15 protein-coding genes and 1 pseudogene are annotated in these 15,893 nt (G+C 51.1%); 9 read left to right on the top strand and 7 right to left on the bottom strand.

Annotation, left to right across the window (positions count from 1 at the left end; all coding sequences use genetic code 11):
• Complete coding sequence (gene rfaD / locus OGV38_RS10605; protein WP_016157750.1) at positions 1–933, bottom strand: ADP-glyceromanno-heptose 6-epimerase; 933 nt, start codon at positions 931–933, stop codon at positions 1–3.
• Positions 934–1,211: 278 nt separating this feature from the next.
• On the opposite strand from rfaD, the gene yibB reads away from it, so the two are divergent.
• From yibB to tdh, 3 genes are all read left to right on the top strand, one after another.
• Positions 1,212–2,069 (top strand): protein YibB, encoded by an 858-nt coding sequence (gene yibB, locus OGV38_RS10610; protein WP_286473285.1) that lies wholly within the window; start codon positions 1,212–1,214, stop codon positions 2,067–2,069.
• Between the two features lie 269 nt (positions 2,070–2,338).
• Positions 2,339–3,535, top strand: coding sequence for a glycine C-acetyltransferase (gene kbl, locus OGV38_RS10615; protein ID WP_075848009.1), 1,197 nt, complete (start codon positions 2,339–2,341; stop codon positions 3,533–3,535).
• A 9-nt stretch (positions 3,536–3,544) separates the two neighbouring features.
• Complete coding sequence (gene tdh, locus OGV38_RS10620) at positions 3,545–4,570, top strand: L-threonine 3-dehydrogenase (protein WP_046275753.1); 1,026 nt, start codon at positions 3,545–3,547, stop codon at positions 4,568–4,570.
• A 67-nt stretch (positions 4,571–4,637) separates the two neighbouring features.
• Here the strand turns inward: tdh and rfaY are convergent, their stop codons facing one another.
• Entirely contained in the window at positions 4,638–5,324 is a 687-nt protein-coding gene (gene rfaY / locus OGV38_RS10625; protein ID WP_075848011.1) for a lipopolysaccharide core heptose(II) kinase RfaY, read from the bottom strand.
• Between the two features lie 244 nt (positions 5,325–5,568).
• Here rfaY and OGV38_RS10630 point away from each other — a divergent pair, with 244 nt between their 5' ends.
• Complete coding sequence (locus OGV38_RS10630; RefSeq protein WP_049042810.1) at positions 5,569–6,603, top strand: glycosyltransferase; 1,035 nt, start codon at positions 5,569–5,571, stop codon at positions 6,601–6,603.
• On the opposite strand, the gene OGV38_RS10635 is transcribed toward OGV38_RS10630, so the two are convergent.
• From OGV38_RS10635 to gpmM, 3 genes are read right to left on the bottom strand one after another with little or no spacing between them, the layout of a single operon-like run.
• Complete coding sequence (locus tag OGV38_RS10635; protein WP_103284429.1) at positions 6,590–7,561, bottom strand: divergent polysaccharide deacetylase family protein; 972 nt, start codon at positions 7,559–7,561, stop codon at positions 6,590–6,592. The two genes, OGV38_RS10630 and OGV38_RS10635, sit on opposite strands and share 14 nt — an antisense overlap.
• Before the next feature lie 3 nt (positions 7,562–7,564).
• Positions 7,565–8,824 carry a murein hydrolase activator EnvC gene (envC, locus tag OGV38_RS10640; protein WP_286473309.1) on the bottom strand — a complete coding sequence of 420 codons (1,260 nt, stop codon included), beginning with the start codon at positions 8,822–8,824 and terminating at the stop codon, positions 7,565–7,567.
• A gap of 33 nt (positions 8,825–8,857) precedes the next feature.
• The gene (gene gpmM, locus OGV38_RS10645) at positions 8,858–10,402 is read right to left on the bottom strand and encodes a 2,3-bisphosphoglycerate-independent phosphoglycerate mutase (protein ID WP_047501311.1); all 1,545 of its coding nucleotides are present in this window, start codon (positions 10,400–10,402) and stop codon (positions 8,858–8,860) included.
• 247 nt (positions 10,403–10,649) lie between these two features.
• Here gpmM and OGV38_RS10650 point away from each other — a divergent pair, with 247 nt between their 5' ends.
• From OGV38_RS10650 to cysE, 5 genes are all read left to right on the top strand, one after another.
• The gene (locus OGV38_RS10650) at positions 10,650–11,081 is read left to right on the top strand and encodes a rhodanese-like domain-containing protein (protein WP_005120473.1); all 432 of its coding nucleotides are present in this window, start codon (positions 10,650–10,652) and stop codon (positions 11,079–11,081) included.
• Between the two features lie 51 nt (positions 11,082–11,132).
• On the top strand, positions 11,133–11,384 hold the full coding sequence (gene grxC, locus OGV38_RS10655) for a glutaredoxin 3 (protein ID WP_003024152.1): 252 nt from the start codon (positions 11,133–11,135) through the stop codon (positions 11,382–11,384).
• 46 nt (positions 11,385–11,430) lie between these two features.
• Complete coding sequence (gene secB / locus OGV38_RS10660; RefSeq protein ID WP_003024155.1) at positions 11,431–11,898, top strand: protein-export chaperone SecB; 468 nt, start codon at positions 11,431–11,433, stop codon at positions 11,896–11,898.
• Positions 11,898–12,917, top strand: a complete 1,020-nt coding sequence (gene gpsA / locus OGV38_RS10665; protein ID WP_016154966.1) for an NAD(P)H-dependent glycerol-3-phosphate dehydrogenase — start codon at positions 11,898–11,900, stop codon at positions 12,915–12,917. The genes secB and gpsA overlap by 1 nt, the downstream gene beginning before the upstream one ends.
• A gap of 77 nt (positions 12,918–12,994) precedes the next feature.
• Positions 12,995–13,816: a serine O-acetyltransferase gene (gene cysE, locus OGV38_RS10670; RefSeq protein ID WP_016154965.1), complete on the top strand. Its 822-nt coding sequence runs from the start codon at positions 12,995–12,997 to the stop codon at positions 13,814–13,816.
• A 181-nt stretch (positions 13,817–13,997) separates the two neighbouring features.
• Here the strand turns inward: cysE and trmL are convergent, their stop codons facing one another.
• Together trmL and OGV38_RS10680 are read right to left on the bottom strand one after the other, a co-directional pair.
• Positions 13,998–14,471, bottom strand: a complete 474-nt coding sequence (gene trmL / locus OGV38_RS10675) for a tRNA (uridine(34)/cytosine(34)/5-carboxymethylaminomethyluridine(34)-2'-O)-methyltransferase TrmL (RefSeq protein WP_016157744.1) — start codon at positions 14,469–14,471, stop codon at positions 13,998–14,000.
• A 46-nt stretch (positions 14,472–14,517) separates the two neighbouring features.
• Positions 14,518–15,857 (bottom strand): annotated as a pseudogene (locus OGV38_RS10680) (MFS transporter).
• Between the last annotated feature and the right edge of the window lie 36 nt (positions 15,858–15,893).

A 15,893-nucleotide genomic window follows, 5' to 3' on the forward strand; every position in this document is an offset into this window, starting at 1 on the left:
TTACGCGTCGCGGTTCAGCCAGGCCATATATTCCGTTACACCTTCAGCAACGGTTTTAAACGGCTTGTCATAGCCCGCAGCACGCAGATTAGTCAGATCGGCCTGGGTAAACGCCTGATAGCGACCTTTCAGTTTTTCCGGGAATGGGATGTACTCAATGCTGCCTTTTTGGTGGTACGCAAGCGTTGCATCGGCAACGGCCTGGAAAGATTCCGCACGACCGGTACCAAGGTTAAAGATGCCGGAAACCCCGTTTTCCAGGAACCACAGGTTCACCGCAGCCACATCGCCTACGTAAACGAAATCACGCTTGAAGTTTTCACTGCCTTCGAACAGTTTTGGTGTTTCGCCATTGTTGAGCTGGGTGTTGAGGTGGAAAGCGACGCTTGCCATGCTGCCTTTATGGCCTTCACGCGGTCCGTAGACGTTGAAATAGCGGAAGCCAACAATCTGAGAATTGGCTTCTGGCAGGATCTGACGAACGTACTCGTCGAACAGGAATTTTGAGTAGCCGTAAACGTTCAGCGGTTTCTCATATTCACGGGATTCGATGAAATCAGAAGTACGACCGCCGTAGGTGGCGGCAGAGGACGCATACAGGAACGGAATTTCACGCTCCAGGCAATAGTGCAGCAGCTCTTTGGAGTATTGATAGTTGTTGTCCATCATATACTTGCCGTCCCACTCGGTAGTGGAGGAGCATGCGCCTTCGTGGAAAATCGCTTCGATATCGCCGAAATCTTCTCCGGCCATAATCTGGATCAGGAAGTCTTCCTTGTCCATGTAGTCAGCAATATTCAGATCCACCAGGTTAACAAACTTGGTGCCATCTTTCAGGTTGTCCACCACCAGGATGTCGGTGATGCCTTTATCATTCAATGATTTGACGATGTTGCTGCCGATAAAGCCCGCGCCGCCGGTAACGATGATCATAAATGTAACCTTCGAATTTTGGAGTCAGAGACAATCTCAGACACTAATGTCTGTAATCATACCATCACATCGGCATCCCTTCAGCCTCTTAAGTAAGATGGTGGGTCGGTAGAAGGCCTATAAACACCAGTATAAGAATGCTTATTTAATGGTTATTAAGTCTATTAAATTAATCTTAAATGTACTTAGTTTTTTTATATCCATCTATGTATATTATATGTACAAAAACAAAAACTATGTGATATAATATTTTTTTTATTAATGGTTTGAAAATGGTTATGAAATCGTCTACCACTATTGTGACAGCATATTTTGATATCGGTAGGGAGGAGTGGACTGTTAATAAAGGCTTCCGTGAAAAACTTTCCCGATCTTCTGATGTCTATTTTGACTACTTCAAACGGTTAGCCGCTTTAGAAAATGATATGGTTATTTTTACTTCGTCTGAGTTTGAGGACAGAGTTGCGGAAATACGCAAAGGTAAGCCCACAAAAATTATAACCATAGATTTAGGTAAAAAATTTAAGCATATTAATAATAAAATAAGACAAATCCAGCAGGATGATACCTTTAAGAGTAAATTAGAGACGCGACAGCTAGGTAACCCTGAGTACTGGTCTCCAGAATATGTGTTGATCAATAATTTAAAAGCATATTTTGTAGTGAAGGCCATAAATGCAGGCTTAGTTAATACTCCGATGGTTGCCTGGGTAGACTTCGGATATTGCCGTAAACCGCAGGTTACTCGCGGATTAAAAGTATGGGACTTCCCTTTTGACCGTAATAAAATGCATCTCTTCACGATTAAAAAGGGTCTGGTTATATCATCCAGAAAACAGGTTTTTGATTTTATGATCGGAAATCATACTTATATTATCGGCGGCGCTATTGTTGGTTCACCAGAGAAATGGAAAGAGTTTTACTCATTAGTCACTGAGTGTCAAAAAGAGACTCTCAGAAATAATATTGTTGATGATGATCAGGGTATTTTTGTCATGTGTTATTACAAGCGCCCTGATCTATTAATGCTTAATTACCTTGGTCGTGGCAAATGGTTCGATCTGTTCCGTGTTTATCGGCGAACCGCTTTAGGTGCAAAACTCCAGGCATTGCGAATTTTTCTCACTCGAAAGTAGTGGCTTGAATGAGATTGAAGGGTTACCTAACCAGATAGAATGCTGCAAAGGCATTCTTCTGCTATTGCTGTTGTTTTTTTATAAAATCCAGCCAATTCAATTGGTTGCGATTCAGTGCGTCCAACGAATCCATACGACGGCATCACTGATTAGCCATGTGGGTATACGTGATTTATGCTTCATTTTGAAGAAGTGATGATGTGTCATCTCGTATCAGCGTATAGCTTTGGGTAATATGTGCTGAAATTTGCCCAGTCTGGAGAATTGAAATGCGTGGGGATTTTTACAAACAGTTAACGAACGATCTCGAAACCGCACGTGCGGAAGGATTGTTTAAAGAAGAGCGCATTATTACGTCTGCCCAGCAGGCGGATATCACCGTGGCCGATGGAAGCCACGTTATTAACTTTTGTGCGAACAACTATCTGGGGCTGGCTAACCACCCGGAACTGATTGCAGCTGCAAAAGCAGGTATGGATTCTCACGGATTTGGTATGGCTTCGGTCCGCTTTATTTGCGGTACCCAGGACAGCCATAAGCAACTGGAGCAAAAACTGGCGGCATTCCTCGGTATGGAAGATGCCATCCTTTACTCTTCCTGCTTTGACGCCAACGGCGGCCTGTTTGAAACGCTGCTGGGCGCAGAAGATGCGATTATCTCAGATGCGCTCAACCACGCTTCTATCATTGACGGTGTTCGCTTGTGTAAAGCAAAGCGTTTCCGTTACGCCAACAACGACATGGTAGAGCTGGAAGCGCGCCTGAAAGAAGCGCGTGAAGCGGGAGCCCGTCATATCCTGATCGCCACCGATGGCGTGTTCTCTATGGATGGTGTGATCGCTAACCTGAAAGGCGTTTGTGACCTGGCGGATAAATACGACGCGCTGGTCATGGTTGATGATTCCCATGCTGTCGGCTTTGTCGGCGAAAATGGTCGTGGCTCACATGAATACTGTGACGTGATGGGGCGTGTGGACATCATCACTGGTACGCTGGGTAAAGCGCTCGGCGGCGCATCTGGCGGTTATACCGCAGCGCGCAAAGAGGTTGTTGAGTGGCTGCGTCAGCGTTCCCGTCCATATCTGTTCTCCAACTCATTGGCTCCTGCAATTGTTTCTGCCTCCATTAAAGTGCTGGAGATGGTCGAAGCAGGCAGCGAGCAGCGCGATCGCCTGTGGGCGAACGCACGTCAGTTCCGCGAGCAAATGTCTGCCGCAGGCTTTACGTTAGCGGGAGCGGATCACGCAATTATCCCGGTCATGTTGGGGGATGCGGTAGTGGCGCAAGATTTCGCTCGCGAGCTGCAAAAAGAGGGGATTTACGTTACTGGATTCTTCTATCCGGTGGTTCCAAAAGGTCAGGCGCGTATTCGTACCCAGATGTCTGCGGCGCATACCCCTGAGCAGATTACGCGTGCTGTTGAGGCGTTCACACGCATTGGTAAACAACTGGGCGTTATTGCCTGAGGATGTGAAATGAAAGCGTTATCCAAACTGAAAGCGGAAGAGGGCATTTGGATGACCGACGTTCCTGAACCGGAAGTCGGCCATAACGATTTGCTGATTAAAATCCGTAAAACAGCCATCTGCGGGACTGACGTTCACATTTATAACTGGGATGAATGGTCGCAAAAAACCATCCCGGTACCGATGGTCGTTGGACATGAATATGTCGGCGAAGTTGTTGGCATCGGCCAGGAAGTTAAAGGCTTTAAAATCGGCGATCGCGTTTCAGGCGAAGGTCATATCACCTGCGGGCATTGCCGTAACTGCCGCGGTGGACGTACTCACCTGTGCCGCAATACGACCGGTGTTGGCGTAAACCGTCCTGGCTGCTTTGCAGAATACCTGGTGATCCCGGCATTTAACGCGTTTAAAATTCCGGACAACATCTCTGACGATCTGGCGTCTATCTTCGATCCGTTCGGTAATGCGGTGCATACGGCGCTGTCGTTCGATCTGGTTGGGGAAGATGTGCTGGTTTCCGGCGCGGGTCCAATTGGTATTATGGCGGCAGCGGTTGCCAGGCACGTTGGCGCACGCCACGTGGTGATTACCGATGTTAATGAGTATCGCCTTGAACTGGCGCGTAAAATGGGCATCACTCGCGCGGTCAACGTGTCGAAAGAGAGTCTGACCGACGTGATGGCTGAACTGGGCATGACCGAAGGGTTTGATGTCGGTCTGGAGATGTCCGGCGCGCCGCCAGCGTTTCGCACCATGCTGGACACCATGAACCACGGTGGCCGTATTGCTATGCTGGGTATTCCACCATCAGACATGTCCATCGACTGGACTAAAGTTATCTTTAAAGGATTGTTTATTAAAGGTATCTACGGTCGAGAGATGTTTGAGACCTGGTACAAGATGGCCGCATTGATTCAGTCTGGTCTGGATTTGTCGCCGATCATCACCCATCGATTCTCCATCGATGAATTCCAGCAGGGCTTTGACGCGATGCGCTCGGGCCAGTCAGGGAAAGTGATCCTGAGCTGGGATTGAATGCTCGACTTGTATTAAATGCTACCAATGGCCAGATTCTTTATTCTGGCCGTATAAATAATAAATACTATTTGCCACGAAGCTTTCTGGATAAAGATCTTATCGCTTCTTTGAGCCAGATGAGCTTATAGATTAACCCTTTTCCTTTGATGTGAATATGATATTTTCGCTGCAAAGCTAAAATATCATTAGCCTGGCAAATCTTCATATTTCCCTTACAGGATAAGTCAATTATTCTTAATTCACCGCCTGGCGTACGAATGAAATTTCCAGGGTGGATATCATTAGATGCCAACCCGGCTTTGTGAAGGCGCAGAACGCACTGCTTCACTTCATCGGCATTCTTATGGTTAATTTCTTTTAAAGGAGTGCCTTCAACATATTCATGAATAATATAAACATCATGACACTGACGAAGTCGTACTTTTTCAGCGGCATAGTAGAGATCGGCTGTACAGGCGCGCATTTCCGGGGAGAGTGTGTCCAGCTTCTTGATGAGCCTGGAATAAAAGGGGCCGGAGATAAAATTCTGCATTTTTTTCTCAAATCGAGGATCAACTTCACGGTCGTTTTTGATGATAAATTTTTGTGAGTTGTACTCGACCAGTTCTACACTGCGCATGGCGTTACCACTGCTCAACGGTTTGCCACTGATTTCTTTGTTTATATACTTATTCATCAGTGACTTAAGGTCTGTTTTGGTCTCTTTACAATAGACCGTATAACCTTTTTCATGTGTCTTACTGATGGCCATCACTTTCCTCAATATCAGTGTACATCGCGCGTTAATTTACAGGGGTATAGTATACAGGTTGTGTCCCTCAATATGTAGACGATCTGAGCTATCACAGCCCGCTGAACTCAGGCGCCGCATGGCATTTTCCCATACTGGTTGCTTTCGCTGCGCCGCTTCTGAAAATTAAACGTTCTAACCTTAATAATTCCTTAATGAAACTGTAGTAAAAGTCATCAGTGTACTGACAAACTTGGGTTATCTGATGAGAAACCGCACAAATATGTTGAGTGTTATTATTCCGTTGTATAACGCGGGTGATAGTTTTCGGGATTGCATGGAATCTTTGATCGCACAGACATGGGCTGCGATAGAGATCATTATTGTGGATGACGGTTCAACGGATAACTCTGTTGATATTGCAAGACATTATGCTGATAACTATTCCCATGTCCGGTTGTTACATCAGGCTAACGCCGGGGCATCTGTCGCGCGTAATCGTGGTCTGGCAGTGGCCAAAGGGGATTATGTTGCATTTGTCGATGCCGATGACCTGGTTTATCCCAATATGTATGAAACCCTGATGACCATGGCGCTTCAGGATGACCTCGATCTGGCACAGTGCAATTCTGATTGGTGCATTTTCGAAACGGGGGACACCTGGCAATCAATACCGACGGACCGTCTGCGGTCTACGGGTGTATTGACCGGCCCCGACTGGTTACGTATGGCATTGGCTTCACGCCGTTGGACGCATGTGGTCTGGATGGGGGTTTATCGCAGAGATGTTATCGAGAAAAACAAGATAGCGTTTATTCCAGGGTTGCATCATCAGGATATTGTATGGACGACGGAGTTTATGTTTAACGCCAAACGTGTGCGATATACCGAGCAATCATTGTATAAATACTTCTTACACGATCAATCAGTTAGCCGCCTTAAAAGACAAGGCTTAAAAAATCTCAATTACCAACGCCACTATATTAAAATTACACGGTTATTGGATAAGTTGAATCGTGAATATGCGGGTCGGATTACTATTTATCCGGAATTTCATCAGCAAATAACCTATGAAGCATTACGCGTTTGCCACGCAGTACGCAAAGAGCCGGATGTCCATATTCGTCAACGCATGATTGCAGAGATTTTTGTCTCTGGTATGTATAAGCGCATGATTACTAACGTACGCAGCGCCAAAGTTTTGTACCAGGCGCTGCTATGGTCATTCCGTCTCTGGAAATGGCGCGATAAAACATCCTCGCCCTCTCGTATTGCCCGTAAAACGCTTAATTTACGTTAGCGTTCATAGCGCTGGGTGAGGATGTATTCCCCCAGCCCTGCCATTGCAGGCGCATGTACTGCACCAGCGTGCTTTGGGTGATGCTTTCACCGAGCACGCTGAAGAAGCGGCTGGCGTAAACCGGCTCTAACGGCTGCTTCGGTTTGCATAATCTCACCCCGCGGAAAGGATTACGTGGCACATCAGGTTTACCATTCTTCGGCGGTGTAAGGTTTGGTCTGGAGGTGTCTACCTGTGGTTCATTGAGCAGGCTGCTTGGGCGAACCAGCGTAATGTCCGCAGGCAGGTTATAAAGCATCTGCTGCAGGACGCGAACCGTCGAAGGGTGAGGATGCCCAATGGCAATTGCTGAACCGTTGCGGCGCGCAAGCTCAACGGCCCGATTAAACTGACGGCGAATATCGGCTTCGTTTTGCGTGTCATCCAGGAAGACTTTGCGTTTGATAACCTTCACGCCGGTTCCTGATGCTGCGCGCATTGCCTGACTGTTGCCGATGGTCATACTGTCCAGGAAGTAGAGATCGTAGCGTTCCAGCGCCTGCATCACCTTCTGCATGCCGAACAGGCTGGAGGTCATCGCGCTGCCCATATGGTTGTTCAGCCCGACCGCATTCGGTACTTTGCTTACCGCGTCGCGAATAATCCGCTCAATCTCTTCGCTGCTCATTTCCGGGCGCAAAGTATCTTTCTCTAACGGCTGTTTGCTCAGCGGCGCCATCGGTAGATGGATTAACACTTCATGCCCGCTGTTATGCGCTTTAATCGCCATTTCACGCGCGTGTGGGGCATTAGGCAGAACGGCAACGGAGAGGGTGGAAGGCATCGCCAGAACCTGATTTTCGGTGTGTGGACGATAGCCGAAATCATCAATAACGATGGCAAGTTTGCCAGCAAAAACAGGTGTTGCGAAGGCCAGCACGCTGGCGAGAGAGAATAATAGACGACGAAATTGAGGCAAAACTTATCTTCCCAACCACGGCTGTGGATTGACCGCCTGACCCTGGCGACGAATTTCGAAATAGAGTGCCGGCCTGCCCTGTCCGCCGCTGCTACCCACAAGTGCAATAGGCTGCCCGGCGCGAACCTGCGTACCGACGCTGACCAGCGCGCTCTGGTTATAACCGTAAAGGCTCATATCGCCTTTACCGTGCTCAACGACGACCACCAGACCGTAGCCTTGCAACCAGTCCGCCAGAATGACGCGACCATCGGCAATGGCTTTAACTTCGGTGCCTTCGGATGCGCCAATAACCATCCCCTTCCAACGTAGCTCACCTTGCAACTGTTCGCCATAACGATGTAGCGTTGGGCCACGAACGGGCCAGAATGCCTGGCCGCGTGGGGAACCTAAACCGCCGGTACGGGACATCAGTGATTTTTCGCTTTCGGTTGGCTTGTAGGTTGAGCCTTTCCGTGACGCATCCTTCTGTTTGTCACGTACGGCCTGCGCCTCGCGAGCTTCACGTTCCGCACGTGCTTTGGCTGCGGCTTCGGCACGAGCAATGCTGTTGCGCAGGCGTGATTCGTTGGCGCGCATTTCGCCCAGTTGCTGCTGACCCTGCTGAATCGATGACTCCAGACCCGAGAGCGTCTTCTTGCGTTCATTACGCGCCTGCTCCAGCTTAGCCTGCTGAGCGCGCTGTTCGTACAGCAACGTCTGCTGTTCGCTCTGCTTATCTTCCAGCTCGGCTTTTTGCGAGTCGACTTCTTCGCGGGTTTGTTTCAACTGCGCGATGGTTTCCTGCCGCGCCTGGTTCAGATAGCCGAAATAGGCCTGCAGGCGTTGCCCGCGCTGGCTCTCTTCCCCGCTCAGAATGAGCTGAATACCGGTGTGTTCGCCTTGGCGAAACGCTGCGTCAAGTTGGGCTGCCAGGCTACGCTCTTGCGCAGCCCGCTGTTTTTCCAGCTTCGCGAGGGCGGCATTCATTTCAGTGATTTGCGCATTCAGCTGCGCCAGCGAGTTTTGCGTTTCGCGTAGTTGCCTGGCGGCAACGGCGATGGCCTGTTCCTGAGCTTTAAGTTGAGCGAGGAGAGTGGAGCGTTGTTGTTGTTGTTGGCGTACCGCGCGTTCTTTTGCCGCGATATCAGCCTGAATAGATTTGAGCTGATCGCGCTCGTCCGCGTGGGCGGGAAAGGCGCACAGCAATACGCCAGCGCTAAGCGCGCTGGCGTAGAACAAGGGCCTGACTGAAAGCTTTCGCAGTTTCACGGCCCAAGTGATGGTATTAATCGCCTTTCCCCTCATGGGGAGGGATTATTCCACGATGAACAGCGGCTTACCAGTCATCTCTTGCGGGATTTCCATACCCATCAGCGTCAGCATCGTCGGGGCGATATCAGAAAGTTTGCCGCCTTCAACTGCTTTGACGTTTTTACCACCGACATAAATCAGCGGAACGGGCAGGTTGGTGTGTGCTGTATGCGCCTGACCGGTGGACGGATCGCGCATTTGCTCTGCGTTACCGTGGTCCGCGGTGATCAGCAGTTGGCCGCCAACGGATTCAACCGCTTTAGTCACCTGCTCAACGCAGTGATCCAGCGCTTCAACCGCTTTAACCGCAGCTTCCATCACCCCGGTGTGACCAACCATGTCGCCGTTCGGGTAGTTACAAATGATGGTGTCGTATTTTCCGCTCTGAATCGCAGCAACCAGCTTCTCGGTCAGCTCAGCAGAGCTCATTTCCGGCTGCAGATCGTAGGTCGCGACTTTCGGCGAATTGATCAGGATGCGATCTTCGCCTTTGAACGGCTCTTCTACGCCGCCGTTAAAGAAGAAGGTCACGTGGGCATATTTTTCAGTTTCGGAAATACGCAGCTGCGTTTTGTCATTCTTCGCCATCCACTCGCCAAGGGTGTTGGCCAGAGACGCTGGTGGGTAAGCAACAGCCGTTTTGATGTCGGCTGCGTATTCGGTCAGCATCACAAAGTTGAGGTTAACGACTTTCTTACGGGTGAAGCCGTCGAAGTCAGCGTTAACAAACGCACGGGTGATTTCACGCGCACGGTCAGCACGGAAGTTCATGAAAATCAGCGTATCGCCGTCTTCCATGGCGGCTTCAGCCTGGCCTTCAGCACGGATCACGGTCGCTTTCACGAATTCGTCGTTTTCGTCGCGGGCATAAGCAGCCTGCAGGCCTTCAACAGCCGTAGCGAACTGGAACTCGCCTTTTGCCAGCGTCATCAGGTCATAAGCCTGTTCAACGCGATCCCAACGGTTGTCGCGGTCCATGGCGTAGTAACGACCGATGATGGACGCTACGCGGCCTTTGCCCAGCGCGGCAAATTTCTCTTCGAATTTCTGCAGCGAATGTTCAGCGCTGCGCGGCGGGGTATCACGGCCATCAAGGAAAGCGTGCAGATAGATTTTCTCAGCACCGCGTTCAGCTGCCATTTCGACCATCGCCATGATGTGATCTTCGTGGCTGTGAACGCCGCCAGCAGAGAGCAGGCCCATGATATGAACCGCTTTGCCGCTATTTTTTGCCTGGTCGACCGCATCGGTCAGCACTGGGTTAGCGAAGAAAGTCCGTTCTTTAATTTCAACATCCAGACGGGTCAGGTCCTGATACACGATGCGGCCCGCGCCCAGGTTGACGTGACCCACTTCGGAGTTGCCCATCTGGCGATCGGGCAGGCCGACTTCCAGGCCAGAGGCATCAATCAGGGTATGCGGACGTTTTGCCCACAGAGCATCCATTACCGGGGTTTTGGCATTAAAGATGGCGTTATCCTGGCTGTCTTCACGATAGCCATAGCCATCCAGAATCACCAGTACCATAGGTTTTTTAGAAACCGACATTGCGACAACCTCACACTCAATAGACAAAAATAATTGCGTAATTTTACTACAGCTGAATCGATAAAATAGCCCCAGAAGATCAAATAATCGACCAGAGCGTGTCGCAGAGGGCGCGGATTTACGTTTTTTTTTCCGTAGCGCCCCGCAAAAATGCAATCCAATGCACGCTCTGGCTGTATTTGCGCCAACGCGCAGGTATACTCCTTTCCTGGTTTTTTAATCACTAAGTCGGGAGTTGTTACCCCCCATGCAAGAAATTATGCAATTTGTTAGTCGCCACCCTGTATTGAGTATCGCCTGGATTGCGTTACTGGCGGCTGTATTATTTACCACGTTTAAGAGCCTGACTTCGAAAGTGAAGGTAATTACGCGCGGAGAAGCCACTCGTCTTATCAACAAAGAAGATGCGGTGATTGTGGATTTACGTCAGCGCGACGACTTCCGCAAAGGCCATATCGCGGGCTCCACTAACCTGCTGCCGAGCGAAATCAAAGCCAACAATTTTGGCGAGCTGGAAAAACACAAAAACAAACCTGTTATTGTGGTTGATGGCTCTGGTATGCAGTGCCAGGATTCAGCAACTGCGCTGATTAAAGCCGGTTTTGAGCAGGTATCTGTACTGAAAGACGGCGTAGCGGGCTGGAGTGGCGAGAATCTGCCACTGGTTCGCGGCAAGTAATTTACCCGTCTTCTTTCATGCCTCAGGGTAAAAGAACACTGGAGATAAGTCATGGCCAATATTGAGATCTATACCAAAGCGACCTGCCCGTTTTGCCATCGCGCAAAGGCGCTGTTGAACAGCAAGGGTGTGAGTTTCCAGGAACTTCCGATTGACGGCGATGCCGTGAAGCGTGAAGAGATGATCAAGCGCAGTGGCCGTACAACGGTTCCGCAGATTTTTATTGATGCACAGCACATTGGTGGTTGTGACGACTTGTATGCGTTGGATGCACGTGGTGGACTGGATCCACTGCTGCGTTAAGGCGTACCGAAGTATTTAAAGGACAACACTAAAGGGTTTTCTCAACATGTCAGAACAAAATAACACTGAAATGGCTTTCCAGATCCAACGTATTTATACCAAGGATGTGTCTTTCGAAGCGCCAAATGCACCACATGTTTTCCAGAAAGATTGGCAGCCAGAGGTTAAACTGGATCTTGATACCGCATCTACCCAACTGGCAGATGATGTGTATGAAGTAGTGCTGCGTGTCACCGTAACGGCTTCTCTGGGTGAAGAAACTGCGTTCCTGTGTGAAGTTCAGCAGGGCGGTATTTTCTCCATCAGTGGTATTGAAGGGACTCAGATGGCGCATTGCCTTGGTGCATACTGCCCGAACATTCTGTTCCCGTATGCCCGCGAATGCATCACCAGCCTGGTTTCCCGCGGTACATTCCCGCAACTGAACCTTGCGCCGGTCAACTTTGATGCGCTGTTCATGAACTATTTACAGCAGCAGGCTGGCGAAGGTACTGAAGAACATCAGGATGCCTGATGAACCAAAGTAATGCTTCAATGACTGTGATTGGTGCCGGCTCGTACGGCACCGCTCTTGCCATCACCCTGGCAAGAAATGGCCATCAGGTTGTCCTGTGGGGCCATGATCCGAAACATATCGCGACCCTCGAGCACGATCGCTGCAACGTCGCGTTCCTCCCTGATGTGCCTTTTCCCGAAACGCTGCGCCTGGAAAGTGATTTAGCCACTGCGCTGGCCGCCAGTCGTAATATTCTGGTGGTGGTGCCTAGCCACGTCTTTGGCGAAGTGCTGCGCAACATCAAACCGCTGATGCGTCCTGACGCGCGTCTGGTCTGGGCGACAAAGGGTCTGGAAGCGGAAACGGGACGCCTGCTGCAGGACGTCGCGCGTGAAGCGCTGGGGAATTCTATTCCACTGGCGGTTATCTCCGGTCCGACGTTCGCCAAAGAGCTGGCGGCGGGCATGCCGACGGCGATTTCTCTGGCCTCGACGGACGACACCTTTGCTGACGATCTCCAGCAGTTGCTGCACTGCGGCAAGAGCTTCCGCGTTTACAGCAATCCGGATTTCATTGGCGTGCAGCTTGGCGGCGCGGTGAAAAACGTCATTGCGATTGGCGCGGGTATGTCTGACGGCATCGGTTTCGGCGCGAATGCGCGAACCGCATTGATCACTCGTGGACTGACCGAAATGTCTCGTCTTGGCGCGGCGTTGGGTGCCGATCCTGCCACCTTTATGGGGATGGCGGGTTTAGGCGATCTGGTGCTGACCTGTACCGACAACCAGTCGCGTAACCGTCGTTTTGGCATGATGCTCGGCCAGGGGATGGACGTGCAGGGGGCGCAGGACAAGATTGGTCAGGTGGTTGAAGGCTACCGCAATACGAAAGAAGTTCGTGAATTGGCGCACCGTTTTGGTGTTGAGATGCCAATAACCGAGGAAATTTATCAAGTATTGTATTGCGGAAAAAACGCGCGCGAGGCAGCATTGACGTTATTAGGCCGTGCACGCAGGGACGAGCTGAGTCGCCACTAGCTGTAAGGAACTGTTGAATATAACGACCCGACCCGCGAAGAACGGGTCGGTCGTTTTGCTACCTTCTGGAGTACGCAATGCCGTGTGAAGAACTGGATATCGTCTGGAAAAACATTAAAGCGGAAGCCCGGGCACTGGCGGAATGTGAGCCAATGCTGGCCAGTTTTTATCACGCAACGTTGCTCAAGCATGAAAACCTCGGCAGTGCGCTGAGCTATATGCTGGCGAATAAACTCGCTTCTCCGATCATGCCCGCCATTGCCATTCGCGAAGTCGTGGAAGAGGCCTACGCGGCCGATCCTGAAATGATTGCCTCAGCGGCCTGTGATATTCAGGCGGTACGCACGCGTGATCCGGCTGTCGATAAATATTCCACCCCACTTCTGTATCTGAAGGGCTTTCATGCGCTTCAGGCCTACCGTATCGGTCACTGGCTGTGGCATCAGGGGCGTCAGGCGCTGGCGATCTTCCTGCAAAATCAGGTGTCCGTTAGCTTCCAGGTAGACATTCACCCGGCGGCAAAAATTGGCCGTGGGATTATGCTCGATCACGCCACTGGTATTGTGGTCGGTGAAACTGCCGTGATTGAAAACGACGTCTCTATTTTGCAATCCGTCACGCTGGGCGGGACCGGTAAAGCCGGCGGTGACCGCCATCCGAAAATTCGTGAAGGCGTGATGATTGGCGCGGGAGCAAAAATTCTCGGTAACATTGAAGTCGGGCGCGGCGCGAAGATTGGCGCAGGTTCCGTCGTTTTACAGCCGGTACCCCCGCATACCACTGCAGCAGGCGTTCCGGCACGCATTGTCGGTAAGCCTGACAGCGATAAGCCGTCCATGGATATGGATCAGCATTTCAACGGGATACATCATACTTTTGAGTATGGAGATGGTATCTGATTTCGAGCTATCTTACTTGGCAGATTGAACCTGAGCTGTGCTCGTCATCCTCACGTATTGCGTGTACGCTCCGGTGACTGTGCGCAGTCCGTGTTCAATCTGTCTGCGCCGATAACGCTCGAAATGAATTTCATCAAATTAATGTAGGTCGGATCAGGCGCTAGCCGCCATCCAACAATCATCAGCTACGCAGTACCGCGCCCGGATACCCTAGCTGGCGCCAGGCCTCATACACCACCACCGACACCGCATTTGACAGGTTCATACTGCGACTGTCTGGCATCATCGGAATACGAATTTTTTGTTCGGCCGGCAACGCGTCAAGGATGCTGGCTGGCAGACCGCGTGTTTCCGGACCAAACATCAGATAATCCCCGTCCTGATAGCATACCGCGCTATGCGCTGGCGTACCTTTGGTGGTCAGAGCAAACAGGCGCTGCGGATGTTCTGCGGCGACGAAGGCGGCGTAATCAGGGTGGCGCAGCACGGCGGTAAATTCATGGTAATCCAGCCCCGCGCGACGCAGGCGCTTGTCGTCCCAGGTAAAGCCCATTGGCTCTATAATATGCAGACGAAAGCCGGTGTTGGCGCAAAGACGGATAATATTGCCGGTATTTGGCGGGATTTCTGGTTCGAATAAAACGATGTTAAGCATACTGCCCCCTTGATAACGGGGGGCAGAATAGCAGAAAGAGCGGGTACTATGCGACGGTCAGCGCGTGCGGTTTATAGCGTTGCAGCTTGTAAATTGTCGCGGCAGCAGCGACCAGGGCCGGAAGGCTGAGGAACATTAAGATACTGTCTGCCTGCCATTGCAGGGAAAGCAACTGGGCGCTCATCATCGTTCCGGCTACGCCGCCGAAGCGGCCCACGCCCTGCATCCAGGCAATGCCCGTCGCACGGCAGTGGGTTGGATAAAACGTGGCGGCCAGCGTCTGCAGCCCGGACTGCGCGCCGTTCATGGTAATCCCCATCAGGAAGATCAGTGCGCCGAACAAGATGATGTGGTTATGTTCAAACCCGAGAGCGAGGGCAAACAGCATCGTCAGAATAAAGCCGAGTGAGACCACTTTATGGGCTTCCCAGCGGTCCATTAACCAACCGGCCAGCAGGATCCCCGCCGTACCGCCAAAGGTAAACAGCGATGTCAGCCAGGCGGATTCGGCCAGCGGATAGCCCATTCCCAGCATCAGCGTTGGCATCCAGCTCAGTAGCACGTAATAGATAACCAGCCCCATAAAGTAGGTCATCCAGAGCATCAGCGTACCCGGCAGCCAGGGCATACTAAATAACTGTGCCACGCTGCTTTTTTTGACCGTGATACGGTCTTCATCCAGATAAAACTGGGTAACCTGTTCCAGACTTCCCGACATAAAGCGTTGAGCAATGCGTTTGATCTGTGCAACCCCTTTACCGCGGTGAACCAGATACTTAACCGACTCTGGCAGGAACAGCACCAACAGTGCGGTGAGGACCAGCGGGGCGATCGCACCAGCAAGCAGAACACTGTGCCAGCCGTAGTTGGGGATCAGCCAGGAGGAGATCACGCCGCCGCCCGCAGCCCCTAACGGAAAGCCACAGTACATGGTGTTAATCGCCATTGAACGACAGCGTTTCGGGGCGAATTCTGACACTAGGGTGATGGCATTGGGCATTGCCGCCCAAGCCCAAGCCCGGTGAGAAAGCGCCAAAACGTGAGCATATTCAGCGTCTGGGCATAGGCGGTTCCCAGACTGGCGAGGCCAAAGAACAGACAGGAAAAGACCAGGACGCGCTTACGACCCATACGATCGGAAATCGGTCCGGCCAGCAGGGCACCAAATGAGAGGCCCAATAGCGCGGCGCTTAACACCGGTCCAAGATCTTGTTTCTTGATGCCCCAGTCGGCTGAAAGCGTGGGGGCAATATAGCCCATCGCCGCCGTATCGAAGCCGTCAATGGCTAAAACCAGAAAACCCAGGACAATAATGACCCAGTGGAAGCGCGAAAAAGCACTGTCATCTATCGCCTGCTGGATATTCACTTTTCCGGAATAAGCCATGTCACCCTCGCCCGTTATGATGGTTGTTATATGTAT

It is taken from the genome of Citrobacter sp. Cb080 (assembly GCF_030334745.1).
Lineage (GTDB): Bacteria > Pseudomonadota > Gammaproteobacteria > Enterobacterales > Enterobacteriaceae > Citrobacter > Citrobacter braakii.

Bases quoted from the DNA above. Each gene is read 5' to 3' on its own strand.
- kbl (WP_075848009.1), top strand. From the start codon at position 2,339: ATGCGTGGGGATTTTTACAAACAGTTAACGAACGATCTCGAAACCGCA.
- grxC (WP_003024152.1), top strand. From the start codon at position 11,133: ATGGCCAATATTGAGATCTATACCAAAGCGACCTGCCCGTTTTGCCAT.
- tdh (WP_046275753.1), top strand. From the start codon at position 3,545: ATGAAAGCGTTATCCAAACTGAAAGCGGAAGAGGGCATTTGGATGACC.
- cysE (WP_016154965.1), top strand. From the start codon at position 12,995: ATGCCGTGTGAAGAACTGGATATCGTCTGGAAAAACATTAAAGCGGAA.
- trmL (WP_016157744.1), bottom strand. From the start codon at position 14,471: ATGCTTAACATCGTTTTATTCGAACCAGAAATCCCGCCAAATACCGGC.
- rfaD (WP_016157750.1), bottom strand. From the start codon at position 933: ATGATCATCGTTACCGGCGGCGCGGGCTTTATCGGCAGCAACATCGTC.
- gpmM (WP_047501311.1), bottom strand. From the start codon at position 10,402: ATGTCGGTTTCTAAAAAACCTATGGTACTGGTGATTCTGGATGGCTAT.
- secB (WP_003024155.1), top strand. From the start codon at position 11,431: ATGTCAGAACAAAATAACACTGAAATGGCTTTCCAGATCCAACGTATT.
- yibB (WP_286473285.1), top strand. From the start codon at position 1,212: ATGAAATCGTCTACCACTATTGTGACAGCATATTTTGATATCGGTAGG.
- gpsA (WP_016154966.1), top strand. From the start codon at position 11,898: ATGAACCAAAGTAATGCTTCAATGACTGTGATTGGTGCCGGCTCGTAC.
- OGV38_RS10630 (WP_049042810.1), top strand. From the start codon at position 5,569: ATGAGAAACCGCACAAATATGTTGAGTGTTATTATTCCGTTGTATAAC.
- OGV38_RS10650 (WP_005120473.1), top strand. From the start codon at position 10,650: ATGCAAGAAATTATGCAATTTGTTAGTCGCCACCCTGTATTGAGTATC.
- rfaY (WP_075848011.1), bottom strand. From the start codon at position 5,324: ATGGCCATCAGTAAGACACATGAAAAAGGTTATACGGTCTATTGTAAA.